At 65.9% G+C, this 24,969-nt stretch carries 27 protein-coding genes; 17 read left to right on the forward strand and 10 right to left on the reverse strand.

The features are described 5' to 3' along the window. Positions 1-66: 66 nt before the first annotated feature. From ACSFBL_RS15120 to adk, 6 genes are all read left to right on the forward strand, one after another. Positions 67-699, forward strand: a complete 633-nt coding sequence (locus ACSFBL_RS15120; protein ID WP_435516608.1) for a MotA/TolQ/ExbB proton channel family protein — start codon at positions 67-69, stop codon at positions 697-699. 2 nt (positions 700-701) lie between these two features. Further along, complete coding sequence (locus ACSFBL_RS15125) at positions 702-1,127, forward strand: ExbD/TolR family protein (protein WP_435516942.1); 426 nt, start codon at positions 702-704, stop codon at positions 1,125-1,127. A gap of 38 nt (positions 1,128-1,165) precedes the next feature. After that, positions 1,166-2,113, forward strand: a complete 948-nt coding sequence (gene lpxK, locus ACSFBL_RS15130; RefSeq protein WP_435516609.1) for a tetraacyldisaccharide 4'-kinase — start codon at positions 1,166-1,168, stop codon at positions 2,111-2,113. Further along, positions 2,094-2,276, forward strand: coding sequence for a Trm112 family protein (locus ACSFBL_RS15135; RefSeq protein ID WP_286609246.1), 183 nt, complete (start codon positions 2,094-2,096; stop codon positions 2,274-2,276). The genes lpxK and ACSFBL_RS15135 overlap by 20 nt, the downstream gene beginning before the upstream one ends. Then, on the forward strand, positions 2,273-3,043 hold the full coding sequence (gene kdsB, locus ACSFBL_RS15140; protein WP_435516610.1) for a 3-deoxy-manno-octulosonate cytidylyltransferase: 771 nt from the start codon (positions 2,273-2,275) through the stop codon (positions 3,041-3,043). The genes ACSFBL_RS15135 and kdsB overlap by 4 nt, the downstream gene beginning before the upstream one ends. Positions 3,044-3,169: 126 nt before the next feature. Then, positions 3,170-3,826 (forward strand): adenylate kinase, encoded by a 657-nt coding sequence (gene adk, locus ACSFBL_RS15145; RefSeq protein WP_435516611.1) that lies wholly within the window; start codon positions 3,170-3,172, stop codon positions 3,824-3,826. A 141-nt stretch (positions 3,827-3,967) separates the two neighbouring features. On the opposite strand, the gene ACSFBL_RS15150 is transcribed toward adk, so the two are convergent. Beyond that, a complete protein-coding gene (locus tag ACSFBL_RS15150; protein WP_435516612.1) occupies positions 3,968-4,957 on the reverse strand; it encodes an asparaginase in 990 nt (329 codons plus the stop codon). A gap of 73 nt (positions 4,958-5,030) precedes the next feature. On the opposite strand from ACSFBL_RS15150, the gene lexA reads away from it, so the two are divergent. The 4 genes from lexA (at position 5,031) to ACSFBL_RS15170 (ending at position 8,506) form a co-directional block, all read left to right on the forward strand. Next, a complete protein-coding gene (lexA, locus tag ACSFBL_RS15155) occupies positions 5,031-5,705 on the forward strand; it encodes a transcriptional repressor LexA (RefSeq protein ID WP_028260076.1) in 675 nt (224 codons plus the stop codon). Positions 5,706-5,849: 144 nt separating this feature from the next. Next, the gene (locus tag ACSFBL_RS15160; RefSeq protein WP_435516613.1) at positions 5,850-6,194 is read left to right on the forward strand and encodes a hypothetical protein; all 345 of its coding nucleotides are present in this window, start codon (positions 5,850-5,852) and stop codon (positions 6,192-6,194) included. 135 nt (positions 6,195-6,329) lie between these two features. Then, the gene (locus ACSFBL_RS15165) at positions 6,330-7,337 is read left to right on the forward strand and encodes a D-2-hydroxyacid dehydrogenase family protein (protein WP_435516614.1); all 1,008 of its coding nucleotides are present in this window, start codon (positions 6,330-6,332) and stop codon (positions 7,335-7,337) included. Beyond that, positions 7,334-8,506: an MFS transporter gene (locus ACSFBL_RS15170; RefSeq protein ID WP_435516615.1), complete on the forward strand. Its 1,173-nt coding sequence runs from the start codon at positions 7,334-7,336 to the stop codon at positions 8,504-8,506. The genes ACSFBL_RS15165 and ACSFBL_RS15170 overlap by 4 nt, the downstream gene beginning before the upstream one ends. Here the strand turns inward: ACSFBL_RS15170 and ACSFBL_RS15175 are convergent. Beyond that, complete coding sequence (locus ACSFBL_RS15175; RefSeq protein WP_435516616.1) at positions 8,496-10,655, reverse strand: hypothetical protein; 2,160 nt, start codon at positions 10,653-10,655, stop codon at positions 8,496-8,498. The two genes, ACSFBL_RS15170 and ACSFBL_RS15175, sit on opposite strands and share 11 nt — an antisense overlap. A gap of 146 nt (positions 10,656-10,801) precedes the next feature. Between ACSFBL_RS15175 and ACSFBL_RS15180 the strand changes: the two genes are divergently transcribed. Genes ACSFBL_RS15180 through ACSFBL_RS15200 form a run of 5 tightly spaced genes read left to right on the forward strand, consistent with a single transcriptional unit; the run spans position 10,802 to position 16,316 of the window. Further along, positions 10,802-12,322 carry a 3-hydroxyacyl-CoA dehydrogenase gene (locus tag ACSFBL_RS15180; RefSeq protein ID WP_435516617.1) on the forward strand — a complete coding sequence of 507 codons (1,521 nt, stop codon included), beginning with the start codon at positions 10,802-10,804 and terminating at the stop codon, positions 12,320-12,322. 7 nt (positions 12,323-12,329) lie between these two features. Beyond that, positions 12,330-13,109 (forward strand): oxepin-CoA hydrolase, alternative type, encoded by a 780-nt coding sequence (locus ACSFBL_RS15185; protein ID WP_435516618.1) that lies wholly within the window; start codon positions 12,330-12,332, stop codon positions 13,107-13,109. A 57-nt stretch (positions 13,110-13,166) separates the two neighbouring features. Then, the gene (locus tag ACSFBL_RS15190; protein ID WP_435516619.1) at positions 13,167-13,889 is read left to right on the forward strand and encodes a Crp/Fnr family transcriptional regulator; all 723 of its coding nucleotides are present in this window, start codon (positions 13,167-13,169) and stop codon (positions 13,887-13,889) included. 20 nt (positions 13,890-13,909) lie between these two features. After that, the gene (locus ACSFBL_RS15195; RefSeq protein WP_435516620.1) at positions 13,910-14,998 is read left to right on the forward strand and encodes a phosphotransferase; all 1,089 of its coding nucleotides are present in this window, start codon (positions 13,910-13,912) and stop codon (positions 14,996-14,998) included. Positions 14,999-15,044: 46 nt separating this feature from the next. Then, a complete protein-coding gene (locus ACSFBL_RS15200; protein ID WP_435516621.1) occupies positions 15,045-16,316 on the forward strand; it encodes an acyl-CoA dehydrogenase family protein in 1,272 nt (423 codons plus the stop codon). A 56-nt stretch (positions 16,317-16,372) separates the two neighbouring features. On the opposite strand, the gene ACSFBL_RS15205 is transcribed toward ACSFBL_RS15200, so the two are convergent. The 5 genes from ACSFBL_RS15205 to ACSFBL_RS15225 form a co-directional block, all read right to left on the reverse strand. Continuing rightward, positions 16,373-16,852, reverse strand: a complete 480-nt coding sequence (locus tag ACSFBL_RS15205; protein WP_435516943.1) for a GNAT family N-acetyltransferase — start codon at positions 16,850-16,852, stop codon at positions 16,373-16,375. A gap of 5 nt (positions 16,853-16,857) precedes the next feature. After that, positions 16,858-18,192: a phosphoglucosamine mutase gene (glmM, locus tag ACSFBL_RS15210; protein WP_435516622.1), complete on the reverse strand. Its 1,335-nt coding sequence runs from the start codon at positions 18,190-18,192 to the stop codon at positions 16,858-16,860. Then, entirely contained in the window at positions 18,189-19,049 is an 861-nt protein-coding gene (folP, locus tag ACSFBL_RS15215; RefSeq protein WP_435516623.1) for a dihydropteroate synthase, read from the reverse strand. Before folP ends, glmM begins: the two co-directional genes overlap by 4 nt. Positions 19,050-19,108: 59 nt before the next feature. Next, positions 19,109-21,028: an ATP-dependent zinc metalloprotease FtsH gene (gene ftsH, locus ACSFBL_RS15220; protein ID WP_435516624.1), complete on the reverse strand. Its 1,920-nt coding sequence runs from the start codon at positions 21,026-21,028 to the stop codon at positions 19,109-19,111. A 166-nt stretch (positions 21,029-21,194) separates the two neighbouring features. Continuing rightward, a complete protein-coding gene (locus tag ACSFBL_RS15225; RefSeq protein WP_435516625.1) occupies positions 21,195-21,863 on the reverse strand; it encodes an RlmE family RNA methyltransferase in 669 nt (222 codons plus the stop codon). Between the two features lie 20 nt (positions 21,864-21,883). On the opposite strand from ACSFBL_RS15225, the gene ACSFBL_RS15230 reads away from it, so the two are divergent. Both ACSFBL_RS15230 and ACSFBL_RS15235 read left to right on the forward strand, forming a co-directional pair. Continuing rightward, entirely contained in the window at positions 21,884-22,363 is a 480-nt protein-coding gene (locus ACSFBL_RS15230; RefSeq protein ID WP_435516626.1) for a YhbY family RNA-binding protein, read from the forward strand. Between the two features lie 2 nt (positions 22,364-22,365). Next, positions 22,366-23,130, forward strand: coding sequence for a glycosyltransferase (locus ACSFBL_RS15235; RefSeq protein WP_435516627.1), 765 nt, complete (start codon positions 22,366-22,368; stop codon positions 23,128-23,130). Here ACSFBL_RS15235 and ACSFBL_RS15240 read toward each other — a convergent pair whose 3' ends face one another. From ACSFBL_RS15240 to ACSFBL_RS15250, 3 genes are all read right to left on the reverse strand, one after another. Beyond that, entirely contained in the window at positions 23,131-23,544 is a 414-nt protein-coding gene (locus ACSFBL_RS15240; RefSeq protein WP_435516628.1) for a DUF4149 domain-containing protein, read from the reverse strand. It abuts the gene before it with no gap. Positions 23,545-23,557: 13 nt separating this feature from the next. Beyond that, complete coding sequence (greA, locus tag ACSFBL_RS15245) at positions 23,558-24,034, reverse strand: transcription elongation factor GreA (RefSeq protein WP_286367622.1); 477 nt, start codon at positions 24,032-24,034, stop codon at positions 23,558-23,560. 64 nt (positions 24,035-24,098) lie between these two features. Then, the gene (locus tag ACSFBL_RS15250) at positions 24,099-24,968 is read right to left on the reverse strand and encodes a Kdo hydroxylase KdoO (protein WP_435516629.1); all 870 of its coding nucleotides are present in this window, start codon (positions 24,966-24,968) and stop codon (positions 24,099-24,101) included. Position 24,969 lies beyond the last annotated feature (1 nt).

Here is a 24,969-nt window from a genome sequence, read left to right on the forward strand (position 1 = left end):
TCGGGTGAGGGCGCCGGCTCGGTGGATAATCGCCGCGCATTTGCAGTCCATGGGCCGGAGGAATTCTTGTTTTCCATCATAGTTGCTGCGGGCTGGCCGATCTGGCCGCTGCTCGCCTGTTCGGTGATCGGGCTCGCGCTCGTTATCGAGAGATTCACCAGCTTGAAGACCTCCAGAGTCTTGCCTCCCAAGTTGCTCGACGAGGCCATCACCGTGTCGCGCAATTCGATTCCCGGCCCGGACGTGGTGACCAAGCTCGAGAAGAATTCAGGACTCGGCGAAGTGCTGGCCGCAGGATTCCGCGCCCTCAACACCAATCCCATGTCGAGCGAGGATGATCTCCGCGTTTCGATGGAGGCCGCCGGTCGCGTCGTGGCCCATCGGCTCGAGCGCTACCTGCCTGCGCTGGCGACCATCGCCTCGGCCGCGCCCTTGCTGGGGCTCCTGGGCACCGTGATCGGGATGATCGAGATCTTCGGCTCGCAGTCGCCTTCCAGCGGCGCCGTCGGCTCGGGCAATCCGGCGCAGTTGGCGCACGGTATCTCCATCGCGCTCTACAACACCGCCTTCGGCCTCATCATCGCGATTCCGGCACTCATCTTCTGGCGCTATTTCCGCAGCCGGGTCGACGAGTACCTGCTGAACCTCGAACTGGCCGGCGAACGCTTCGCCCGCCACCTGAACACGCTGCGCCGATGAGAATGCATTTCCGCCACGGGTCGCGCGATGAGCCGGAGATCAACCTGATCCCGTTCATCGATGTGCTGCTGGTCGTGCTGATCTTCCTTATGCTGTCGACCACCTACAGCAAGTTCACCGAGATGCAATTGCGCCTCCCGGTCGCCGATGTCGAGGCGCAGCGCGACTACCCGAAGGAAGTGATCGTCGCCGTGTCCGCCGACGGCCGCTACGCGATCAACAAGACGGTGCTGCCGGACCGCAGCGTCGAAGCGGTCGCTGCCGCGCTGGCGGCGGCTGCCGGCGGAAGCAAGGACAACGTCGTGATCATCAGCGCCGATGCCAACGCGGCGCACCAATCCGTGATCACGGTGATGGAAGCGGCCCGACGGGCCGGCCTCATGCAGATCACCTTCGCCACGCAGTCGGCCGCGCAGGCGGGACGCTAGCCTTGGCGTCGTTGCGGCAGGCCTGGCTGCAACGCGGCATGACGGCGCGACTGCTGTGGCCGGTGTCGCAACTGTTCGGTGCGCTGGCCGGCTTGCGGCGCACGCTCTACCGGTCGGGTGTCCTGCGGACCGAGCGGGTTCGGGTGCCTGTCATCGTCGTGGGGAACGTGATCGCCGGCGGCTCGGGAAAGACACCCGTGGTCATGGCGATCGTCCGGCACCTGCAGGCGCGCGGCATCCGGGCCGGCGTCGTGTCGCGCGGCTACGGGCGAAAGACCGACGATTGCCGCGAAGTGGTCGACGGTGCCGATCCGCGCGACGTTGGCGACGAGCCGGCGCTGATCCGCCACGCGACAGGCGCGCCGGTCTTCGTCGCGCGGCGGCGAGTCGAAGCGGCCTACGCCCTCCTCGACCGGTATCCGGACACTCAAGTCATCGTCAGCGACGACGGACTTCAACACCTCGCGCTCGCACGCGACATCGAGATCTGCGTCTTCGACGACCGCGGCATCGGCAACGGCTGGCTGCTGCCGGCCGGCCTGCTGCGCGAACACTGGCCGCGCTCGTGCGACCTGGTGATCCACACCGGCGAACGACCAGCCTTCGATGGCTTCACCGTACGCAAGGGGCTTGCCGATCACGCATTGGGGCGCGACGGGACGCAGTTCCCGCTCGATAGCCTGATCGGTCGGAGACTCATCGCCGTTGCAGCCATCGCCAAGCCCGAGGCCTTCTTCCAGATGCTGCGCGAGCGCTCGCTGGAGCTCGTCCGATGCATCGCGCTCCCCGACCATGACGATTTCGACGGCTGGACCTCACCGACGGACGCCAGCCACACGCTGCTCTGCACCGAAAAAGACGCCGCGAAGCTGTGGCGCAAGGCCCCGGACGCCTTGGCGGTGCCCCTTGTTTTCGAACCCGCCGAAGCCTTTTTCACGGCACTCGACGCAAAGCTATCATCGCTCGATGGACACCAAGCTGCTTGAATTGCTCGTCTGCCCCGTGACCAAAGGGCCGCTTACCTGGAACGCCGAAAAGCAGGAGCTTTCGTCACGCAGCGCTCGCCTCGCCTACCCCGTGCGCGACGGCATTCCTGTGCTGCTCGAGACCGAGGCGCGCACGCTTTCCGACGAAGAGCTGGGCCTTTGAACACGTCCTTCACCGTCCTGATTCCGGCGCGGCTTGCTTCGACGCGGCTGCCCGACAAGCCTCTGGCCGACATTGCCGGGCTGCCGATGGTCGTGCGCGTCGCTCGGCGCGCCATGGAATCCAGTGCTGAAAGCGTCGTCGTCGCCGGAGACGATCCGCGCATCGTTGCCGCCTGCCAAGCCCACGGCGTCCAGGCCCTGCTGACGCGCACCGACCACGCCAGCGGCAGCGACCGTCTCGCCGAAGCATGCACCCAGCTCGGCCTTGCGGACGACGCGATCGTCGTCAACGTGCAAGGTGACGAACCCCTCATCGAAGCGGCCCTGATCGACGCCGTCGCGCAAACGTTGGCGGACCATCCGGATGCGGCCATGAGCACGGCCGCACACGCCATCGATTCACCCGAGGAGTTCAACAACCCGAACGTCGTGAAGACGGTGCTCGATGCGAACGGCAACGCGCTCTATTTCAGTCGCGCGCCGATCCCCTGGTGGCGCGACGGCTTCACCGAAAAGGGTGCGCAGGCCGTGCCAACTTCGCCTCCGGCGCTGCGGCACATCGGCATCTATGGCTATCGTGCGAGCTTCGTTCGCGGATTTCCCGCCCTGCTCCCGGCGCCCGTCGAGGCGACCGAAGCGCTGGAACAACTCCGCGCACTGTGGCACGGCCACCGGATCGCAGTGCACGTCAGTTCGCATGCACCCGGTCCCGGAATCGACACGCCGGAAGACCTCGCCCGCGTTCGAGCCCTGCTCGCCACACCCTAGTTTTCGCGTCTTCCCAGTCCCGAATGCCCGGGGGGCGCGTGCTATCCTCGAAGCAAATCCGCCCTGTGGCGCGCCTCGGGGCGCCCCCTGGCGCGACAGAAAATCAAAGAACCTTCCGAGGACACCATGAGACTGATTTTGTTGGGCGCCCCCGGGGCGGGCAAGGGAACGCAGGCAGCTTTCATTTGCCAGAAGTACGGCATCCCGCAGATTTCGACCGGCGACATGCTGCGCGCTGCCGTCAAGGCCGGTACGCCGCTCGGGCTGCAGGCCCAGGCCGTCATGGCTTCCGGCGCACTGGTGAGCGACGACCTGATCATCAATCTCGTCAAGGAGCGCATCGCCCTGGCGGATTGCGCCAATGGTTTCCTCTTCGACGGCTTTCCCCGCACCATCCCGCAGGCCGAAGCCATGCGCGCGGCCGGCGTCAAGCTGGATTACGTGCTCGAAATCGACGTGCCCTTCTCGGACATCATCGAACGCATGAGCGGAAGGCGTTCGCACCCGGCATCGGGACGCATCTACCACGTGAAGTTCAATCCGCCGAAGACCGATGGCAAGGACGACATCACCGGTGAAGACCTGATCCAGCGCGAAGACGACAAGGAAGAGACGGTGCGCAAGCGCCTCGAGGTCTACAGCCAGCAGACGCGGCCGTTGGTTGCCTACTACTCGGACTGGGCCAAGGCCGAACCTGCCGCCGCACCAAAGTACCGCGCCATCAGCGGTGTCGGAACGGTCGACGAAATCACCCAGCGCGCGCTCGCGGCACTCGGCAGCTGATCAGGCCGGGCTGGACCGCAGCCCATAGGCCTTGCCGTCGACGAACAGGTAATCGACGCGCATCACGGCATCCCCTTTTCCTCCTTCGCGGCAAAGCCGACAGCGGAGACGCGGGCGCCAACCAGCGCGCCGAGCATGCTTTCAGACGGGTGGTGCGCCGGTCAGGCATTCAAGGACCAGCGCGATGCGCGCCTTGACCGGAGTCAGCGCTCCCGCGTCACGCAGCACTTCGTTTTGCCTCGGCAGAATCCGCCCCTGTGAGCATCGCGTCGCGCGGACGACCGTGACCCCGTCCGCCTGCGCGCGAAGCGCAGCCGCTTCGAGCGCGTGGTGCAACGTGCCGTTGCCGGTGGCGGCAAGCACCAGCCCCTGGACAGAGTCCGCGCCGCCCCGCTTTCGCTCTTCCAGCAATGCGTCGACGATCGAGCCGCGTGCCTCGGCGTGGCTCACGAGGATTTCGACGCGCGGCCAGGACGTGACTGCTTCCATTCGAGCGAAGGCGAGTTGGGCTGCGGGCGGCGGCACCGGCCAATCCCTCAGGACACGCACCGCTCCTTCTTCAACGTATGCCACCGGCCCCGCATCCCCCGAATCGAAGGCGTCGAGCCTGTAGGTATGGACCTTCTGGACATCGAACGCGCTGTGAACGGTGCCCGCGCAAACTGCCACGACACCCCGCGCTCCGGACGTCGCCGCCACGACGATGGCATCGCGCACGTTTTGTGGCCCGTCCGGCGCCAGCGCCGTGGACGGGCGCATCGCGCAGGTGACCACCACCGGCTTCGACGGCCCCAACACGGATTGCAGGAAGTAGGCTGTCTCCTCCAGCGTGTCGGTCCCGTGGGTGATGACGATGCCGGCAACTTCGGGATCCGCGAGCCAATGGGCGCACCGCTGCGCCAACGCTCGCCAGATCGAGAAAGACATGTCCTTGCTGTCCACCTGCGCCACCTGCTCGGCCAACAATGAAACACCGGACGGCGCCTCGATGCCGCCAAGCAGCTCGGCCACGCCGACCTCGCCGGCGGTGTAGCCGATGTTGTCATCCGCCGCAGCGGCCCGACCCGCGATCGTCCCCCCCGTGCCCAGGACGACCACGCGACGCCCCCCATCTCGATTGCCTATGGCCATGACTTGCCAACTTTCGGAAACTGGTTAAAAATACAGGTACTGGATATTCACCCAGTGCCCATCAGGAGCCTACATGCAGTTCGCCGTCAAGCTTACCGCCCGTCAGCAGCAGATTCTGGACTTGATCCAGAGCGCCATCGCGCGCACCGGCGCCCCTCCCACGCGGGCCGAGATCGCCGCCGAACTGGGCTTCAAGTCGGCCAATGCGGCCGAGGAGCATCTGCAGGCCCTGGCACGCAAGGGCGTCATCGAGCTCGTGAGCGGCACCTCGCGCGGCATCCGGCTCAAGGGCGATGCATTGCGCTCCCTGAATGAATCCCGCAACAACCAGTTCTCGCTGTCGCTGCCCGGCATGGCGCAGCTCGCACTGCCGCTCATCGGCCGTGTGGCCGCCGGTTCGCCCATCCTGGCGCAAGAGCATGTCGACCAGACCTACTACGTCGAGAACACGCTGTTCCAGCGCCAACCCGACTACCTACTCAAGGTGCGCGGCATGTCCATGCGCGACGCCGGCATCATGGACGGCGACCTGCTCGCGGTGCAGGCCACCAAGGAGGCCCGCAACGGACAGATCGTCGTGGCCCGGCTCGGCGACGAAGTCACCGTCAAGCGACTCAAGCGCAACAAGCAGGTCATCGAGCTGCATGCGGAAAACCCGGACTATCCGACCATCATCGTCCAGCCCGGCGAGCCCTTCGAGATCGAAGGCCTGGCGGTCGGTCTCATCCGCAACACGATGCTGATGTAGGCCTCGAACGAAATGCGCGCACGGCTTCAGCAGTGCGCACACCCGGCCGCGACAGGTGGCGGGCGTATGGCGAAGTGCCATCACCCTGTCGAGGCCGATCAAAGCAATCCTGCCTGTGTTCAATCTCTGACCTCTGGAGTTCACATGGGAATCGCCCTACTCAGCATCGTTGATTTGTTGACCCCCCTGCAATCGCTGGCCACTCGCTGGATGCCTGCGCGCAGCGCTCGTCGCATCAGTTCGTCGGGCCTGCGCTATGTCGGGGTCCGGCCCAGCTGCACGGCGCGCCAGACTTCCACGGCACAGACAGGCTCGCCTGCGGCGGCGCGGCCTTTGCGGGTGGTGCGCATGGTCGATGCGCAGCAGCCCGGCCGTCACCAGGGCCGCATGGTGATTTCGGGTCGGATGGCCGACGTCTGCGCCGAGCTCGATCGACTGGTTGCGCTCGAAGCAGCGGGCACGGCACCCCGATCCGCTCACGTGCACTGACGGCTCCAACCGGAGCGGTTCGCCGTCGAACAGCGCCGTTCGACCACCCGAAACGTACCCCGACGGCTTTCCCGCGCAATCGCAACATGATGCGTCCGCACAGCTTGTCGGTGGTGCGAGGCACAATGGCACGCCATGAACATTGTGATCCTCGACGACTATCAGGATGCGGTGCGCAAGCTGCAGTGCGCTGCCAAGCTCGATGCGTATGCCGCCAAGGTCTACACCAACACGGTCAAGGGTATCGGGCAGCTCTCGGTGCGCCTCAAGGATGCCGACGTGATCGTGTTGATCCGCGAGCGCACCCACATCTCCCGCCAGCTCATCGAGAAGTTGCCCAAGCTCAGGCTCATTTCGCAGACCGGGCGGGTCGGCAGCCACATCGACGTGAATGCCTGTTCGGAACAAGGCATCGCGGTGGCCGAGGGAACAGGGTCGCCATTGGCACCGGCGGAGCTGACCTGGGCGCTGATCATGGCCGCGATGCGTCGCCTGCCACAGTACATCAGCAACCTCAAGCACGGAGCGTGGCAGCAGTCGGGTCTCAAGTCCGCATCGATGCCGCCGAACTTCGGACTCGGCTCGGTGCTCAAGGGCAAGACGCTCTGCATCTGGGGCTATGGACGCATCGGCCAGCTGGTCGCACGCTACGGCCAGGCTTTCGGGATGCAAGTGGTGATCTGGGGTCGTGAGCAGAGCTGCGCCAAGGCCCGGTCCGACGGCTTCCAGGTGGCACCGAACCGGGAAGCGTTCTTCGCCGCGGCCGATGTGCTTTCGGTGCACCTGCGGCTCACGGAGGAAACGCGCGGCCTGGTCACGCTCGAGGATCTTTCCCGGATGAAGCCCACAGCGCTGTTCGTGAACACGTCGCGCGCCGAGTTGGTGGAGCAGGATGCCCTTCTCGCCGCGCTCAACCGCGGTCGTCCAGGGCTGGCGGCGATCGACGTCTTCGAGAGCGAACCGCCGCTGCAGGGCCACGCCCTCCTCCGTCTCGAGAATTGCATCTGCACCCCGCACATCGGCTATGTGGAGCAGGACAGCTACGAGCTGTACTTCGGTCAGGCCTTCGACAACGTCGTGAGCTTCATCAAGGGCAATCCGACGAACATCGTCAATCCCGGCGCGCTGCAGGTCCGCCGTTGACCCGGCCCGCGTTGCCCGCCGCGCTGTGGGCGCTGCTGGCGGGCAATTTCGTGATCGGCACCGGCGTGATGGTGGTGCCGGGCACGCTCAACGAACTCAGCACGTCGCTCAATGTGAGCGCGGCCACGGCCGGCCAGTTGATCACGGCCGGTGCCGTCGTGATGTGCCTGGGCGCGCCGCTGCTTGCCGCCGTGGTTGCGGGCTGGGACCGCCGGCTCCTGCTGGCCTGCACCATGCTCTGGTACGGCGCCGGACATCTCGTCGCGACGCTGATGCCCAACTTCGGCGGGCTGTTGATCGTTCGCATGCTCACGGTGGTGGCGCCGGCGATCTTCACACCGCAGGCCGCCGCATGCGTCGGGTTGCTGGTGCCGCCGCAGCAGCGCGGGCGCGCCGTCACCTTCGTTTTTCTCGGATGGTCCATGGCGTCGGTGCTGGGCCTTCCCATCGGCGCGCTGGTCGGAGGCCATTTCGGCTGGCGGACGGCCTTCGCGCTGATCGCCGCCCTCTCGGTCATCAGCGCGGTCTGGATCTGGCTGAAGCTCCCCACCGGCATCCGGCCTGCGGCCCTGTCGCGGGAGGCCTGGGGCCGAGTGCTCAAGAGTCCCCTGCTGATGGGCGTGGTGTCGGTCACCGCATTGCAGGGCGCCGGGCAGTTCGTGCTGTTCAGCTACTTCGCGCCGATCCTCAAGCAGTCGCTCGGTGCCAATGCCACGCAGTTGGGTCTCATGTGGGCCTGGTTCGGCGCCTGCGGACTCGTGGGCAACATGCTCGTGAGCCGGCATATCGACCGAGTCGGCGCGCCTCGCATGGTGCTGCTCACCACGTCGCTGATCGCGCTCAGCCTCCTTCTGTGGCCGCTGGGTGTCACGCTCGCGTGGCTGGCGCTCCTGCTGACACCATGGGGCCTGGGCTGCTTTGCGACCAATTCGGCCCAGCAGGCACGACTGGTCTCGCTGTCGCCCGCGCTTGCACCCGGCTCGGTGGCGCTGAACAGCTCCGGCATCTACATCGGACAGGCGGTCGGCGCCGGGGCTGGCGGCTGGCTCCTCGCCAATGATGCGATCGCATGGATGAACTGGGTGGGGTTGGCCATGATGCTCGTGGCGCTGACGCTCAGCGTGGCGGTGGACAGGGCACAGCGCCGTGCCCCTGCGCTCAGCGCTTGATGACCGGTCGCGGCGCGATTTCCGCTTCGGTGCTCGGGTCGAAAAGATCGAAGTCGATCACGTGGGGATCGGTCGAAGGCGCAGGAGCCGGCTTGGGCGATTCGATCGGTGTCGGCATGGTCTCGTAGGCCGTCTTGTCGAATTCCGCGAGGTCCAGGTCCACGACAGGCTTCGCGCGAGGCGGTGCCTCGTCCGCAGGAGGGACCGGTACCGGGGCATCGGGAACCATCACCGTGTCGTGATGCAGGCCATCATCGATCGCGCCGTAGATGGAGGTTGGCAGCAACGGGCCGTCCTGCATGACCGGGGGCTGGGTGTCTATCTCGAGGGGTGCCGTCGCCGTCGGCATTTCGACGTGGGCGAAGGTGTCGACGAACGAATGCGGCGTCACCGGGGCCGGCGGTGCGCTGTCGGGATCGATCACTTCCTTGGCCACGGCATACAGGAGCAACAGTTCCTGGTACGCAGCCAGATCGAATGCGCCTTCATCGTGGACGCCAGGCTTGCGGAAGATCAGTTCCTCGATCAGTGCCAGTGTCCCTGGCGCCGGCCATTGCGATTCGATGCGTGCCAGGGCGCTTCGGTAGTGCTCCAGCCCCTTGCCTGCTTCGGTGAAGTGCTCGAAGGCGGGCACGTCGGCGTTGAAGGCGCGCTCGAACTCCTCGGCCAGTCGCGCGTAGTCGTCCTTGCGCTCGAGCGAGTGGAAGATGCGCAGCAGGTCGAGATAAGCCAGCGCACTGGTCCCGGGATTGGCCGCGATGTGCTCGCGCAGCACGGCAATCGCCTGGTCATGCTGGCCGAGCGAGAGGAAGAAGTCCGACTGCTGCTGGACATCGAAAAGCTCTTCGGTGTTGACCGGCCGCACCGGGGCGTTGTCGAAGGTTCGGACCGGGTGCGGCAGGGGCTCGTCGAAGCCGCTGTCCTCGGGAACGCTGGCTTCGAGCGGCGCGAACGGCGTCGGCACGAAGGTCCTGCCCGTGCTGGCGCTGCGCCGCGGGGCCGGCCTGTCCGGCTCTCCGTCCAGGTCCATTTCCTCGTCCAGCACGCCCCGCTTCGGCAGGCGCTTGCGGGCACCTTCGCCTGTCGGCGGCGGCGCCTCGCCCCACCAGGCGGGTGCGGCCGGGCGCCGCGCCAGGCGCCACAGCAGCAGCATGCCGATGAGCGCCAGCAGCAGCAGGACGATCAGGGTGTACACGAGCGGATTGCGGAACTGGCTTTCGCGCGCCTGGGCCAGTTCGGTGCGCAGTTCCAGGAGCGCGCGCTGGTTCTGCGCGGTCTGCTCGCGCAACGCGGCAAGCGTGGCATCCATGTCCTTCGCGCGCTGGGCTTCGCGCTGCGCCTCCTGGGGCTGCGGATTCATGGCGTTCCAGAGTGCCGCCGCAGCAGCACGGCGCCCCGGATCCTCTACCGCGGGCAGCGACAGTGCCGTGGTGGTCTTGAGACCGGCTTCCCGCGAGACCTGGGGCTCCAGCGGCTCCACGCGCAGTCGTGCGCCTCCCGCCGACGCCTCTTGCTTGGGTGCCGGGACTTGTGCTGTCGGCGCTGCGGGAGCGACCTGAGGCGCAGCGGCTGCCTTGGGTGCAGCAGCACGGCGCGGCGCGACGGGCGCAGCGATCGCCGGAGCGCGACGCGGCGCCGGCGCTTCGGCGTCCGGCGAAGTTGCTTCATCCCTCGGTGCCATAGCGCGTTGCGCTGTCCTCGTTCGCGCGCCTTCGGCGGAGCCCGTGCCCCCGGTCGCATTTCGTGCAACCGGGCGCGGAACGGGCCGCGGGGCCTGCGGGGCAGCCTCCGATGAAAAAGACCGGGCCCCGGACGACACGACGCCCGGCAGTGCGACATCGGTCGGCACGTCGGCGAGCAGCACATAGCTGCGTGTCGACTTCATGTCGCAACCTGCGCGCACCGTGACGGTGACCATCGGCTCCTCCATCGGAACAGTGGATCGGATGCGCATGGTGGGATTGCCTGCACCCGACCCCGGCTCGAGCGATACAGTCACACGCCGATCGGGGATGGGGGTGTCGCCTTGAAGGACGGTGGCCTCGAGGCACAGGGAGCCGCCCGCCTCGGCCGAATCCAGCGACAGCGGGATCGCCACGTCCATCGGCTTGCCGATCCAGACAGCCCCTAGCGGCCGGCCGATCGTCAAGGCGGAGGATTCGAGGGCCAGCCCGAGTAGAAACAGGCTCGCCGCTAAGCGTGGGAACTGCAAAATGGGCTGCAATTAGCAATCAAAAGTTAACGCATTCTGACATGAGGGTCAGAGGCGATCTTTCAGAGAGAGACAATTATCAAATGACTGTGAACTTTTCCAACATAGGTGTGATCGGTGCCGGCGCCATGGGGCGCGGCATTGCGCAAATCGCTGCGCAGGCCGGAAGCCAGGTCCAGCTGCTCGACAGCTTCGAGGGCGCGGCGGCGCGTGGACGCGAAGCGATCCTCGCCCAATGGCAGAAACTGCGGGAGAAAGGCAAGCTGGATGCAGCGCAGTGCGATGCGTTGTCGGCGCGGATCCATGCGGTCGATTCGATGGCGGCGCTCGCCGGCTGCGACCTGGTGATCGAAGCCGTGGTCGAAGACCTCGAAGTCAAGCGCAAGCTCTTCAAGGAACTGGAGGCCGTCGTGGCGCCCACCGCCGCACTGGTCACCAACACCTCCTCGCTGTCCGTCACTGCCATCGCGGCCGTGATGTTGCATCCGGAGCGCATGGCGGGCTTCCACTTCTTCAACCCCGTGCCGCTGATGAAGGTCGTGGAGGTGGTGGCCGGCTTCAAGACGGATGCGGAAGTCTGCAAGCGACTCGCGGGCTATGCCACGCAGATGGGCCACAGCGCCGTGCAGGCGAAAGACACGCCCGGCTTCATCGTCAACCACGCGGGACGTGGCTATGGCACCGAAGCGCTTCGCATTGCCGGCGAAGGCGTGGCGGACTTCGCGACGATCGACCGCGTCCTCAAGGACCAGGCCGGTTTCCGCCTCGGGCCTTTCGAGCTGCTCGACCTGACCGCGCTCGATGTCTCGCATCCGGTCATGGAGTCGATCTATCGCCAGTACTACGAAGAACCGCGCTATCGACCGAGCGTGATCACGGCGCAACGCCTCGCCGCGGGCGCGCTGGGGCGCAAGACGGGCGAAGGTTTCTACCGCTACGCCGACGGCGCAATGCAGCAGGTCGCCGAGCCGCCAGTGCCGACGGTCGACGCGACGCCCTCGGTGTGGGTGTCGCCGCGCGCGGCACGTCGGCCCGAGTTGCTGCGGCTCATCCACGCGCTGGGCGCGCAGCTCGAAAGCGGTGCGACGCCGTCCAGCGCCGCCCTGATCCTGGTCGCACCACTGGGCTTCGACGTCACCACCGTCGCCGCCGTCGAGCGCCTCGACGCCACCCGCACGATCGGCATCGACATGATGGTCGACGACGCCGCGACGAAGCGCCGCGTGCTGGCGACCAATCCCGCGACCCGGCGCGACATGCGCGATGCGGCGCACGCGCTGTTCGCGCGCGATGGCAAGGCCGTCAGCGTGATCCGCGACAGCGGCGGCTTCGTCACGCAGCGTGTGGTCGCGACCATCGTGAACATCGCCTGCGACATGTGCCAGCAAGGCGTCTGTTCGCCCGCCGATCTGGACACGGCCGTGCGACTCGGCCTCGGCTATCCGCAAGGACCGCTGGCCATGGGCGACCTGTACGGCCCGACCAATGTGCTCGAGATCCTGTTCAACCTCCAGACCGTCTACGGCGACCCCCGCTATCGCCCGAGCCCGTGGTTGCGCCGGCGCGGTGCCCTCGGCCTGAGCCTCACCCATCAAGAAGAGTAGGACACGCATGACCGCAGAACTGAAGAGCACGACCGAGGGCCGCACCATGGTGCTCACGCTCTCCAATCCATCCCAGCGCAACGCACTGGGCCCAGAGATGTACGCGGCCGGCATCGAGGCGCTCAACGGCGCCGAGAACAGCGACGAGATCCGCAGCGTCATCCTCGTCGGTGAAGGCAAGTGGTTCTGCGCCGGCGGCTCGCTGCAGCGCCTGTCGGCCAATCGCGACCGCGACCCTTCGGTGCAGGCCGAGAGCATCGACGCGCTGCACAACTGGGTCGACTCGATCCGCGCCTTCCCGAAGCCCATCATCGCGGCCGTCGAAGGCGCGGCGGCCGGTGCGGGCTTTTCCCTGGCGCTGGCCTGCGACTTCGTCGTCTCGGCACGCGATGCCGTGTTCGCCGCTTCCTACGCCAATGTCGCGTTGTCGCCGGACGGCGGGTTGAGCTGGCATCTCGGCAAGGCGTTGCCGCGCCAGTTGGCCAGCGAATGGCTGATGCTGGGCGAACGCCTCGATGCATCGCGCCTGCACGCGCTCGGCCTGATCAACGAGATCACCGAAAGCGGCCAGGCCCTGGCGGCCGCACTCGCGCTTGCGGAGAAGCTCAATGCGCGCGCACCGAACGCGCTGGCCAGCATCAAGGAACTGCTCAGCGAAGCGCGCGGCGCGTCGCTGGTGTCGCATCTGTCGCAGGAGCGCGATCACTTCGTGCGCAATCTTCACCATGTCAACGCGGGCATCGGCATCGCCGCATTCCTCTCCAAGCAGACGCCGCGCTACGAATAAAGGGGCGGGTCACGCCCGTGACAACCCCTAGCTTTTCAGTCACCGACAGGACAGTCCATGGACGACCCCATTCTTACCATCGAAGAACGTGAAGCGATCAACAGTGGTCGCTGGTTCTCTTCTCTTTCCCCCTCACTGCGACACGACATCCTCCGATGTGCCTTCGTCAAACGCTACAAGGACGGCGAACTGATCGCCGCACGAGGCGATCCGCCGGAGCAGTGGATCGCCTGCGCGAAGGGCGCGGTGCGGGTGAGCTCGACGGCGGTGTCGGGCAAGCAGGTGACGCTGACCTACGTCGAGCCGGGCATCTGGTTCGGCGACGTGGCGATGTTCGACGGGGACCGGCGCACGCACGACGCGTACGCGCATGGCGACACGACGATCCTCTGCGTGGCGCGTGCGGACTTCCAGAAGATCCTGTCGAACCACGTCGAACTCTACGAAGCGCTGATGCGCCTGCAGGCGCGGCGCATTCGCCAGCTGTTCGGCCTGGTGGAAGACCTCAACACACTGCCGCTGCGCGCGCGGCTGGCCAAGCAACTCATCCATCTGGTTCGCAGCTACGGCGTGCCGAATCTTGCGGACGGGAGCCAGATGCGCATCGGCCTGCATCTCGCGCAGGAAGAGCTGGCGCAGTTGCTGGGCGCATCGCGCCAGCGCGTCAATCAGGAACTCAAGGCGATGGAGCGCGAGGAAGCGATCCGCATCGAACCGGGCGGCCTCGTGGTGCTGGACCGCGCCGCGCTGATGCGCATCTCGGAAGCCGACGACCAATAAATCCAGAGATAGCCAGAGACATGACCCAGGACTTCGACAAATTCATCGGTACGCGTGCCGTCTCCCCGCAGCATCTCGTCGACATCGACGCGCTGACCGCATGGCTCGAGAAGCATCTCGACGGCTTTAAGGGGCCGCTCACGGTCGAGATGTTCAAGGGTGGGCAGTCCAACCCGACCTACAAACTCGTCACGCCATCGCAAAGCTACGTGATGCGCGCCAAGCCGGGCCCGGTTGCCAAGCTGCTGCCGTCCGCGCATGCGGTCGAGCGCGAGTACAAGGTCATGAGCGGGCTCGCGGGGACCGACGTTCCAGTGCCACGCATGTACTGCCTCTGCGAAGACGAAGGCGTGATCGGCCGGGCGTTTTACGTGATGGAGTTCATGGCCGGCCGCGTTCTGTGGGACCAGTCCCTGCCCGACATGGACAACGCCGGGCGCGCCGCCATCTACGACGAGATGAACCGCGTCATCGCGGCGTTGCACACCGTGAAGTTCGCCGAACGCGGCCTGGCCGACTACGGCAAGCCCGGCAACTATTTCGAACGCCAGATCGGCCGCTGGAGCAAGCAGTACGTCGCATCGATCACGCAGCCGATCCCTGAAATGGATCGCCTGATGGAGTGGCTGCCGGCCCACATCCCGAACAGCGCGCGCGACGAGAAGCTGACGTCCATCGTGCATGGCGATTTCCGTCTGGACAACATCATGTTCCACGCCACCGAGCCCCGTGCGATCGCGGTGCTGGACTGGGAACTCTCGACGCTGGGACACCCGCTGGCCGACTTCAGCTATCACTGCATGGCCTGGCACATCCCGCACGCAATGTCGCGCGGCGTTGCCGGCCTCGACCTGAAGAGCCTCGGCATCCCGACGGAGAGCGAATACATCCAGCGCTACTGCGACCGCACCGGCCTCACGACGCCGGAGGCGCTGGCGCCGGACTGGAACTTCTACCTGGCCTACAACATGTTCCGCATCGCGGCGATCCTGCAAGGGATCGCGAAGCGGGTCGAGGCCGGCACCGCATCGAGCGAACAAGCCGTGGCCTCGGGCCGCGGTGCGCGACCGATGGCCGAAATGGCCTGGCAATTCGCCAAGAACGCATGATCGGCGCGGCAAGGGCCGCCCGACATCCCACCCACCTGGAGACGACATGGACTTCGAATACTCGGCCAAAACCAAAGAGCTTCAAAAGCGCGTCAGCGCTTTCATGGAAGACTACATCTACCCCGCCGAGGCCGAGTACTCGGCCGAGCTGGCCGCCAACACGGCAGCTGGCAAGCGCTGGACCGCGCTCCAGACCGTGGAGAAGCTCAAGGTCAAGGCGAAGGCCCAGGGCCTGTGGAACCTGTTCCTGCCAGTCGACAGCGCGGCCGCCTCGGGCTACGACGGCGCCGGGCTCACCAACCAGGAATACGCGCCCCTGGCCGAGATCATGGGCCGGGTGCCATGGGCGAGCGAAGCCTTCAATTGCTCCGCACCCGACACGGGCAACATGGAAACCATCGCACGCTACGGCTCCGATGAAATCAAGGCGCGTTGGCTCAAGCCGCTCCTCGAAGGCGAGATCCGCTCGGCCTTCGCCATGACCGAGCCCGACGTGGCTTCCAGCGATGCGACGAACATCTCGACCCGCATCGAGCGCCAGGGCGACGAGTACGTGATCAACGGCCGCAAGTGGTGGATCTCCGGCGCCGCCGATCCGCGCTGCAAGGTGTTCATCACGATGGGCAAGTCGGAGCCCGACGCGCCTCGCCATTCCCAGCAGAGCATGGTCATCGTGCCGGCCGACACCAGGGGCATCCGCATCGTGCGCCCGCTCAACGTGATGGGTTATGACGACGCGCCGCACGGCCACGTGGAGATGTATTTCGAGAACGTCCGTGTTCCCGTGGGCAACATCCTCCTTGGCGAAGGCCGCGGCTTCGAGATCGCCCAGGGCCGCCTCGGGCCCGGACGGATCCACCACTGCATGCGCCTGATCGGCCTGGCCGAGCGCGCGCTCGAACTCATGTGCAAGCGTGCCTCTTCCCGGGTCGCCTTCGGCAAGACCGTGGCCTCGCAGACCGTGACGCAGGAACGCATCGCCGAAGCGCGCTGCAAGATCGACATGGCGCGCCTGCTGACGCTGAAGGCCGCCTGGCTGATGGACGTGGCCGGCAACAAGGTCGCCAAGACCGAGATCGCGATGATCAAGGTGGTCGCGCCGAGCATGGCCTGCCAGGTGATCGACTGGGCCATGCAAGTGCATGGCGGCGGCGGCATGTGCGATGACTTCCCGCTGGCCTATGCCTACGCCGGTGCACGCACGCTGCGCTTTGCCGATGGCCCGGACGAAGTGCACCGCAATGCGATTGCGAAGTGGGAACTGGGCAAGTACGCGCCGAGCAAGGGCGAAGATGCGATGCCCGTGACGCGGTTCTGACCCCCGTCGCAGACGAAGCCAAGCCGCCGCGCCGCAGGGTGCCGGCGGCTTTTTTCCTACAGCTTCTTTTGCAGGAACATCGCGGAACCAAAGGCCGGATCGAGTTGAAAGTTCGCGAAGCCTTCGCGTTCGTAGGCTCGCAGTGCGCTTTGATTGCCCGAGAGCACTTCGAGCGTGAGCTTGCACGCGCCGCGGCTGCGTGCCTCTTTTACGACGAGAGCCAGCATGCGCTGAGTTATCCGCTTGCCCCGATGGCTGGGCAGGACGACCACGTCGTGAACGTTCACGAGCGGCTTGCAGGCAAAGGTCGAGAACCCTTCAATGCAGTTGATCAACCCCACTGGCTGCTGGCCGTCGTAGGCAAGGACGCTGAAGGCCTGGGGCCGCAGGGCGAGCGCCTCGGGGAGATTCGACAAAACGTCGGCTGACAGCGGCGTACCTCCACCCGCAGGATCGCGCGCGTACGCATCCAGCAGGTCGACAAGTGCGCGTGCGTGCGCAGGATTGCGGTAGTCCGCCATCACCACATCGACCATCGGACTCACCCCTCCCCTACGGCCGCAACAAGGCGCTGCGCGCAAGCCTCGGCCTGGGCCGCGTCGCGGGCCTCGACCATGACGCGCAGCAGCGGCTCGGTGCCGCTGGCGCGAATGAGCACCCGCCCTGCGTCGCCCAGTTCGGTCTCGGCACGCCGCGTTTCGGCAGCGAGCGCCTTGTTCGATGCCCAGTCCTGGCCCTCGGCAAGGCGCACGTTGATGAGCGTCTGCGGATACAGCGCCACGCCGGCCAGCAGTTCGCCAACGCTCTTGCCGCTGCGCACGCAGGCCTGCAGTACCTGCAAGGCGCTGACGATGCCGTCGCCCGTCGTGTGACGGTCGAGTGCCAGCAGATGGCCCGAGCCCTCCCCGCCGAGCAGCCAGCGGCGCTTCTCAAGTTCCTCGAGCACGTAGCGGTCGCCGACCTTCGCCCGGACGAACTCGATGCCCTGCCGCTTCAGCGCCATCTCGACGGCCTTGTTGGTCATCAGGGTGCCCACTACGCCGGCAGGCTTCTCGCCGCGGGCGATGCGCTCCATCGTCATCAGGTAGAGGAGCTCGTCGCCGTTGAACAAGCGGCCGCTGGCATCGACCAGTTGCAGCCGGTCGGCATCGCCATCGAGCGCGATGCCGTACTCGGCACCCTGGGCCTTGACCGCGTCGATCAACGCCTGCGGATGGGTCGCACCGAAGCCCTTGTTGATGTTGAGCCCGTCGGGCGCACAGCCGATGCTCGTCACCTCAGCCCCCAGTTCGTGGAACACGGCCGGCGCCACCTGGTAGGCCGCACCGTGCGCCGCATCGATGACAAGCTTGTGGCCGCGCAGCGTCAGGTCGTTGGCAAACGTGCTCTTGCAGAACTCGATGTAGCGGCCCGGCGCGTCGTTCAGGCGCCGCGCCTTTCCGAGGTTTTTGGAGTCGACCCATACGGGCGGCTCCTGCAGGGCAGCCTCGACAGCCAGTTCCCATTCGTCGCTGAGCTTGGTGCCGTGGGCGCTGAAGAACTTGATGCCGTTGTCCGGGTAGGCGTTGTGGCTGGCGCTGATCACCACGCCCAGGCTCGCACGCTGGGCGCGCGTCAGGTAGGCCACGCCGGGCGTCGGCAACGGGCCGAGCAGCACCACGTCCACACCGGCGGAGTTGAAGCCCGATTCCAGTGCGGATTCGAGCATGTAGCCGGAAATCCGCGTGTCCTTGCCGATCAGCACGGTCGGGCGCGACTCCGCTCTCTTGAGCACGCGACCCACCGCGTGCGCGAGGCGCAACACGAAATCGGGAGTGATGGGTGCCTGGCCGACTGTTCCGCGAATGCCGTCGGTGCCGAAATATTCCCTTGTCATTGTTCTGACTCCTGTCCTTGTCGTTCTCGTTTCATCGCGCGCCACACCGCCAGTGCGGCTACTGTCTCGCGCACATCATGCACCCGCACGATCGACGCGCCCAGATCGACCGCCAGCACGGCGGCCGCCACACTGGGCACCATCCGATCGCCTGCCGCCTCGATGCCTGTGACCGCGCCCAGCGAAGACTTTCGCGACCAGCCGGCCAGCACGGGCCAACCTGACGCGAGCAGTTCACGTTGTCGCGCGAGCAGCGAGAAATTCTGCGCGACGGTCTTGCCGAAGCCGATGCCGGGGTCGAGCACGATGCGATCGCTATGGACGCCAAGCGCAAGCAGTGCCTTCGCCTGGTGTTCGAGGAAGGACCGCACCGCCGGAACGACGTCGCCCTCCATCGGGGCCGACTGCATGGTCTGTGGATCGCGGTGCATGTGCATGAGGCAGATGCCGCATGCGGGGTGGGCCGCGACGGCCTCCATCGCGCCCGGCCGGCGGAGCGCCCAGACGTCATTGATGATGTCCGCGCCGAGGTCCAGCACGGCGCGCATCACTTCGGGCTTGTAAGTGTCGACGGAGATGGGGATCCCCAGCTTCACCGCTTCGCGCACCACCGGCAGCACGCGCGCCAGTTCGGCATCGAGCGGTACGGCAGGGCTGCCGGGACGCGTCGACTCGCCGCCGATGTCCAGGATATCGGCGCCCTCCCCGGCCAATTGCGCGCAATGGCGCACGGCGGACTCGGTCGACGCATGAGCGCCGCCGTCTGAAAAGGAATCGGGCGTGACGTTGACGATGCCCATCACCCGCGGCTGCGCCAGGTCGACGGCGAAGCGCGCAGTGCGCCAGACCGCCGTCATGCCTCGCCCCCAAGAAAAAACGGGGCCAGAGGCCCCGTTGATTGCCAAAGCATCATCGCTCAGGCTGCGGTCGGCGCCGGATCGGGATTCACCGCCGGCGTACCGCCGCTACCGCCGCCACTGCCCGAGGGCGGAATGCGCGGCGTCCAGTCCTTGGGCGGACGCGGTGCGCGGCCGGCCATGATGTCGTCGAGCTGCTCGGTGTCGATGGTTTCCCATTCGAGCAAAGCCTTGGCCATTGCGTGCATCTTGTCGCTGTTTTCCTCGATCAGGCGGCGCGCCAGGGCGTACTGCTCGTCGATGATGCGGCGCACCTCGGCATCGACCTTCTGCATGGTCGACTCGCTCATGTTCGTGGTCTTGGTGACCGAACGGCCGAGGAACACTTCGCCCTCGTTCTCCGCGTAGACCATCGGGCCGAGCGATTCGGTCATGCCATAGCGCATCACCATGTCGCGAGCGATCTGGGTGGCGCGCTCGAAGTCGTTGCTGGCACCGGTAGTCATCTGGTGCATGAACACTTCCTCGGCGATGCGGCCGCCGAACAGCATGCTGATCTGGTTCAGCATGTATTCGCGGTCATAGCTGTAGCGGTCCTGCGAAGGCAGGCTCATGGTCACGCCCAGGGCACGTCCGCGCGGGATGATCGTCACCTTGTGGACCGGATCGCACTTCGGCAGCAGCTTGCCGATGAGCGCGTGGCCGGATTCGTGGTAGGCCGTGTTCCGGCGCTCTTCCTCGGGCATCACCATGCTCTTGCGCTCGGGACCCATGAAGATCTTGTCCTTGGCCTTCTCGAAGTCCTGCATCTCGACCACGCGCGCGTTGCGGCGAGCGGCCATCAGCGCGGCTTCATTGCACAGGTTGGCCAGGTCGGCGCCCGACATGCCGGGCGTGCCGCGCGCGATGATGCTGGGGTTCACGTCCTGGCCCAGCGGCACCTTGCGCATGTGGACATTGAGAATCTGCTCGCGGCCACGGATGTCAGGCAGCGTCACGTAGACCTGACGGTCGAAACGGCCCGGGCGGAGCAAGGCGGCGTCCAGGATGTCCGGACGGTTGGTCGCGGCGACCACGATCACGCCGAGGTTGGTTTCGAAGCCGTCCATCTCGACCAGCATCTGGTTGAGGGTCTGCTCGCGCTCGTCGTTGCCGCCGCCGAGGCCCGCGCCACGCTGGCGACCGACCGCATCGATTTCGTCGATGAAGATGATGCAGGGGGCGTTCTTCTTGGCGTTCTCGAACATGTCGCGGACGCGGGCTGCACCCACGCCGACGAACATTTCGACGAAGTCGGAGCCGGAGATCGAGAAGAACGGAACCTTCGCCTCGCCGGCGATGCTCTTCGCCAGCAAGGTCTTGCCGGTGCCCGGGGGGCCGACCAGCAGCAACCCGCGCGGGATTCGCCCGCCCAGCTTCTGGAACTTGGCCGGGTCCTTCAGGAAGTCGACGACCTCCTTCACCTCTTCCTTGGCCTCGTCGCAGCCCGCAACGTCAGCGAAGGTGACCTGGTTGTTGTTCTCGTCGAGCATGCGAGCCTTGCTCTTGCCGAAGCTGAAGGCGCCGCCCTTGCCGCCCCCCTGCATCTGCCGCATGAAGTAGACCCATACGCCGATCAGAAGCAGCATGGGCCCCCAGCTCACCAGCAGCGTCATGAGGAGTGAGCCCTCTTCCCGCGGCTTGACGTCGAACTTGACGTTGTTGGCGATCAGGTCGCCGACCAGGCCACGGTCGAGATAGGTTGCCGTCGTGCGAATCTTGCGGTCGTCGTTGGTGATCGCGACGATCTCGCTGCCGCCCTGGCCTTCCTGGATCGTGGCGCTCCTGATGCGGTTGTTGCGTACTTCTTCGAGGAAGTCGGAATAGCCGATGTTGCCTGCGCCAGCGACGCCGCGGGTGTCGAACTGCTTGAACACAGTGAACAACACCATCGCAATGACGAGCCAGACGGCAACTTTGGAAAACCACTGATTGTTCAAACGAAGCTCCAGTCGAAAGCGCGTGGTATGAAAAACAAAAACGCGCTGAGGCACGCAATTTGCGGCTATTTTAGGCTTTTCAACCCGCGAAACAGGCTAATTTCCCTATAGCAGCCATAGGAGGCGAGCGGTCTTAGCCGCGGGCGCGGGGCGCCCCGGCCGAGTATCAATTCGTATCGGCAGCCTTCAGGCCGATGCCCACCATAAACGTTTCCGAGGATTTGTCGCGCGAAGCCTTCGGTTTGATGGGCTTGACGACGCGAAAATTGTCCTTGAAAAGCTTGGTCAGCTCGCTATAGCCGCTGCCGTGAAACAGCTTGGCGACCAGCGCGCCTTCGGGCTTCATGTGGTGGTGCGCGAAGTCGATCGCAAGCTCGATCAGGTGCGAGATTCGCGCCGCGTCGGCGGAGGCAATGCCGGACAGGTTTGGGGCCATGTCCGACACCACGACGTCGGCCAGCCGCCCATCCATCACCGTGGACAGCCGTTCCAGCACATCGGCTTCGCGGAAGTCGCCCTGCAGGAAGGTCACCCCCTCGATGGGCTCCATGGGCAGGATGTCCAGCGCGATGATGGTGCCGGCCAATTCGCCCGAGGCCGCGCCACCGGGCGACATCCGGCGCCGGACGTACTGGCTCCAGGCGCCGGGGGTCGAGCCGAGGTCAACTACCAACTGACCCGGCTTGATCAGGCCCAGCGTCTCGTCGATCTCCTTGAGTTTGTAGGCGGCCCGCGCCCGATAGCCCTCCCGCGTGGCCAGCTTGACGTACGGATCATTGATGTGATCGTGCAGCCACGCCTTGTTGACCTTCTTGCTTTTCGGTTTCGGATTCATTGACGCTCGATAATACGGGGATGCCCGCCATTCAACTTACCCCTGCGCAGCGCAAGGTGCACCGCTCCGAAGCGCACCATCTGGACCCGATCGTCATGATCGGCGGCGACGGGCTGACGCCGGCCGTCAAGAAAGAAGCCGACGCCGCGCTCAAGGCCCATGGCCTGATCAAGGTACGTGTGTTCTCCGACGACCGCCCTGCCCGCGAAGCCATGCTCCAGGCCCTCGCCGACGAACTGGACGCCGCGCCGATCCAGCACATCGGCAAGCTGCTCGTCCTCTGGCGGCCGATTCCGGAGAAGGAACGGGAAATCGACGAGGACCGCATGCCCGGTCCGCGCGACGTCAAAGTCATCAAGTACAGCAAGCGTGCCGGGCAACGGCCCGAGATCAAGACCCTGCGGGTCCTCGGCAACCAGCGCCTGACACCCGGCGGAACGATCAAGCGCGCCAAGGCCCGGAAGCCGCTGTCAGTCAAGAAGCGACGCCAGGCGGATTGAGGATGCGGAGCGAGACGGCTGCGGGTCCGCAGCGGCACATCCTGTGCATGAAATGGGGCACGAAGTACGGGCCCGACTATGTCAATCGGCTCTACGCCATGGTGCGCCGCCACCTTAGCGGCGACTTCAAGTTCGTCTGCCTGACCGATGACAGCAAGGGCATCCGCAGCGAAGTCGAGTGCTACCCGATTCCGCCGCTGGACCTCGAACTGGCGCCGGGACAGGTCGACCGCGCATGGAAGAAACTGACCACTTTCGAGCAGGACCTCCATGGCCTGCGCGGCACGGCGCTTTTCGTCGATCTCGACGTCGTCGTCGTGGGCAGCCTGGACGAATTCTTCGAGTATCCCGGCGAGTTCCTGATCATCCACGACTACGAGCGTCCGTGGCGCCGGCGGCGGATCACCGGCAACTCATCGGTCTACCGCTTCGAACTGGGCGCGCACCCCGACGTGCTGGCCCATTTCCGCCAGAACATGGACGCAGTGCAGGCCGAGTTCCGCAACGAGCAGACCTACCTGTCGGACTTCATGTATCGCAAGGGAACGCTGGCCTACTGGCCCGAGGCATGGTGCCCGAGCTTCAAGTACCACGGCATTCCGACCTGGCCGACCAATTACTGGCGCGAGCCCTTCGTGCCCGAGGGCGCCAGGATCATGGTCTTCCACGGGGAGTGCAATCCGCCCGATGCGCTGGCGGGACGGCGCAACCGACGCTTCCGGTTCATCCGGCCGGCGCGCTGGATCACTCAGTTCTGGAAGGCTTGATCAGCCGGTGCGGCGTCCCATGCGCCAGAGCAGGACGCCTGCACACACCCACTGGCCGAAGTACATGGCGCTCCCCAGCGAGTGCCAGAGCCTGAGATTCTCGCGCGCCAGGATGCGGGGCGAGACGGCATATTGCTGGAGCAGCGCCAGCAGCAGCGCCGTGATGATCAGGAAAATGGCCGTCCGCGCCGGGCCATCCACCCTGTCGCCGCCTTTGGCGCGAAAGTGAACCAGCAGCACCAGGCCGCACCCCAGAGCCACCCACGTCTGCGCAGCGAACAACTGCCCTGCGAAGTTGCCGGCAACGGCGGGGTTGCCGAGCCGGGCAAAGAGCATCGGGACCACGAGGAATCCGATCGTCGTCAGGCTGCCCCACCAGAAGGCGGCGAGCAGCAGCGCGATGCGGTCCTTCATGGTGTCCGCAGGATCAGAGATAGCTGACCGCGACGATCTCGTAGCGCTTGACGCCGCCCGGCGCCTGAACCTCGGCGGTGTCGCCCTCTTCCTTGCCGATCAGGGCGCGCGCGATAGGGCTGGAGACGTTGATGAGGCCCAGCTTCAGGTCGGCCTCGTCTTCGCCCACGATCTGGTACTTGACGGCTTCGCCCGTCTTCTCGTCCTCGAGTTCGACCGTGGAGCCGAACACCACCTTGCCGCCGGCGTCGAGCGCAGTGGGATCGATGATCTGGGCCGCGGAGAGCTTGCCCTCGATGTCCTGGATGCGACCTTCGATGAAGCCCTGGCGATCCTTGGCGGCTTCGTATTCGGCGTTCTCGCTCAAGTCGCCCTGTGCGCGCGCTTCGGCGATCGAGTTGATGACCCAGGGGCGGTCGACCGTCTTGAGTCGTTGCAGTTCTTCGCGCAGCTTTTCTGCGCCACGCTTGGTGATGGGTATGGTGGCCACGTTGGTTGCTCCAGAAAGCGAAACCGCCGAACGCTGCCGTTCGGCGGTCGATGGGAGAGAAAGGTCAGACGAGATTGCGTCCGGTCAGCCGGCTCAGGATGGCGAGCGGGCTCGAATCGGGATTGTATTGCCTCGCGGCGGGCAGATGGAGGGTCTGCTCCAGCATGTACTGCCCGGACATGACGGCGTGCGAGGTCTGGTCGGAAAAGCAGACCCACACCGATCCGGCCGGGAACGGCACAGTCTGCTGGTCGGCATTCTTCTGGTAGTCCAGGTCGGATTTCATGCCGTCGTGCAGTTGCAGCATGAGGTGGTCGTACTCGCTGCGCAGCGACTTGGTGACCCTGAGCGCCCGCAGCATGCGCGCCTGCCAGCGCGAATAGGGCTTGGCGCGCGGTAGAAAGCGCTTCGCGACTGTCTCGAAAGGCTCGCCGACGCGCCAGACCCGTGGCGCGCCCTCCGGATTGGCGTTGGTGAACACGCGCAGGATCCGCTCGCCGTAGTTGGGCCTCGACGGAAAAGCATCCACATGCAACCGTCGGTCGTCGGCCCGCCATGACTGGACGCGGGTTTCGACCTGCGCCGGCCGGTAGCTGGTCGGCGCGAGCCGCAGCGCTGGCGTGTAATGCGGCAGCAGCCCTTGGATCAGCTGCGTCGCCTGCGTGCGGAAGCGGCCGACCATGTCGGCAACCGCGCGCTGCCGGTCCTCGTCCCCCGCCACGCCCTTGATGCGTCCGTTCGCGTCCAGGCTGATGTTGCGCACGTCCGGCGACAGGACCGCCGGCGACAGCAACGCCCGCTCTTCGGGCAGCAACTCGAATCCAAGGCGCGGAAAGTACAGCACCTTGCCGGCCTCGAGCGCGGCGATCCATGCCTCGTTCGGCACGGCGCCGTTCCAGTCGGCCAGGTCGAGTTCGACGAGCTGCGATTCCATC

The sequence above is a fragment of the Variovorax glacialis genome (genome assembly GCF_051216375.1).
Lineage (GTDB): Bacteria > Pseudomonadota > Gammaproteobacteria > Burkholderiales > Burkholderiaceae_C > Variovorax.

Excerpts from the sequence above, each read along its gene's own strand:
- ACSFBL_RS15125 (WP_435516942.1), top strand. The coding sequence starts at position 702 with ATGCATTTCCGCCACGGGTCGCGCGATGAGCCGGAGATCAACCTGATC.
- lpxK (WP_435516609.1), top strand. The coding sequence starts at position 1,166 with ATGACGGCGCGACTGCTGTGGCCGGTGTCGCAACTGTTCGGTGCGCTG.
- ACSFBL_RS15135 (WP_286609246.1), top strand. The coding sequence starts at position 2,094 with ATGGACACCAAGCTGCTTGAATTGCTCGTCTGCCCCGTGACCAAAGGG.
- adk (WP_435516611.1), top strand. The coding sequence starts at position 3,170 with ATGAGACTGATTTTGTTGGGCGCCCCCGGGGCGGGCAAGGGAACGCAG.
- ACSFBL_RS15150 (WP_435516612.1), bottom strand. The coding sequence starts at position 4,957 with ATGGCCATAGGCAATCGAGATGGGGGGCGTCGCGTGGTCGTCCTGGGC.
- lexA (WP_028260076.1), top strand. The coding sequence starts at position 5,031 with ATGCAGTTCGCCGTCAAGCTTACCGCCCGTCAGCAGCAGATTCTGGAC.
- ACSFBL_RS15160 (WP_435516613.1), top strand. The coding sequence starts at position 5,850 with ATGGGAATCGCCCTACTCAGCATCGTTGATTTGTTGACCCCCCTGCAA.
- ACSFBL_RS15165 (WP_435516614.1), top strand. The coding sequence starts at position 6,330 with ATGAACATTGTGATCCTCGACGACTATCAGGATGCGGTGCGCAAGCTG.
- ACSFBL_RS15180 (WP_435516617.1), top strand. The coding sequence starts at position 10,802 with ATGACTGTGAACTTTTCCAACATAGGTGTGATCGGTGCCGGCGCCATG.
- ACSFBL_RS15185 (WP_435516618.1), top strand. The coding sequence starts at position 12,330 with ATGACCGCAGAACTGAAGAGCACGACCGAGGGCCGCACCATGGTGCTC.
- ACSFBL_RS15190 (WP_435516619.1), top strand. The coding sequence starts at position 13,167 with ATGGACGACCCCATTCTTACCATCGAAGAACGTGAAGCGATCAACAGT.
- ACSFBL_RS15195 (WP_435516620.1), top strand. The coding sequence starts at position 13,910 with ATGACCCAGGACTTCGACAAATTCATCGGTACGCGTGCCGTCTCCCCG.
- ACSFBL_RS15200 (WP_435516621.1), top strand. The coding sequence starts at position 15,045 with ATGGACTTCGAATACTCGGCCAAAACCAAAGAGCTTCAAAAGCGCGTC.
- ACSFBL_RS15205 (WP_435516943.1), bottom strand. The coding sequence starts at position 16,852 with ATGGTCGATGTGGTGATGGCGGACTACCGCAATCCTGCGCACGCACGC.
- glmM (WP_435516622.1), bottom strand. The coding sequence starts at position 18,192 with ATGACAAGGGAATATTTCGGCACCGACGGCATTCGCGGAACAGTCGGC.
- folP (WP_435516623.1), bottom strand. The coding sequence starts at position 19,049 with ATGACGGCGGTCTGGCGCACTGCGCGCTTCGCCGTCGACCTGGCGCAG.
- ACSFBL_RS15225 (WP_435516625.1), bottom strand. The coding sequence starts at position 21,863 with ATGAATCCGAAACCGAAAAGCAAGAAGGTCAACAAGGCGTGGCTGCAC.
- ACSFBL_RS15230 (WP_435516626.1), top strand. The coding sequence starts at position 21,884 with ATGCCCGCCATTCAACTTACCCCTGCGCAGCGCAAGGTGCACCGCTCC.
- ACSFBL_RS15235 (WP_435516627.1), top strand. The coding sequence starts at position 22,366 with ATGCGGAGCGAGACGGCTGCGGGTCCGCAGCGGCACATCCTGTGCATG.
- ACSFBL_RS15240 (WP_435516628.1), bottom strand. The coding sequence starts at position 23,544 with ATGAAGGACCGCATCGCGCTGCTGCTCGCCGCCTTCTGGTGGGGCAGC.
- ACSFBL_RS15250 (WP_435516629.1), bottom strand. The coding sequence starts at position 24,968 with ATGGAATCGCAGCTCGTCGAACTCGACCTGGCCGACTGGAACGGCGCC.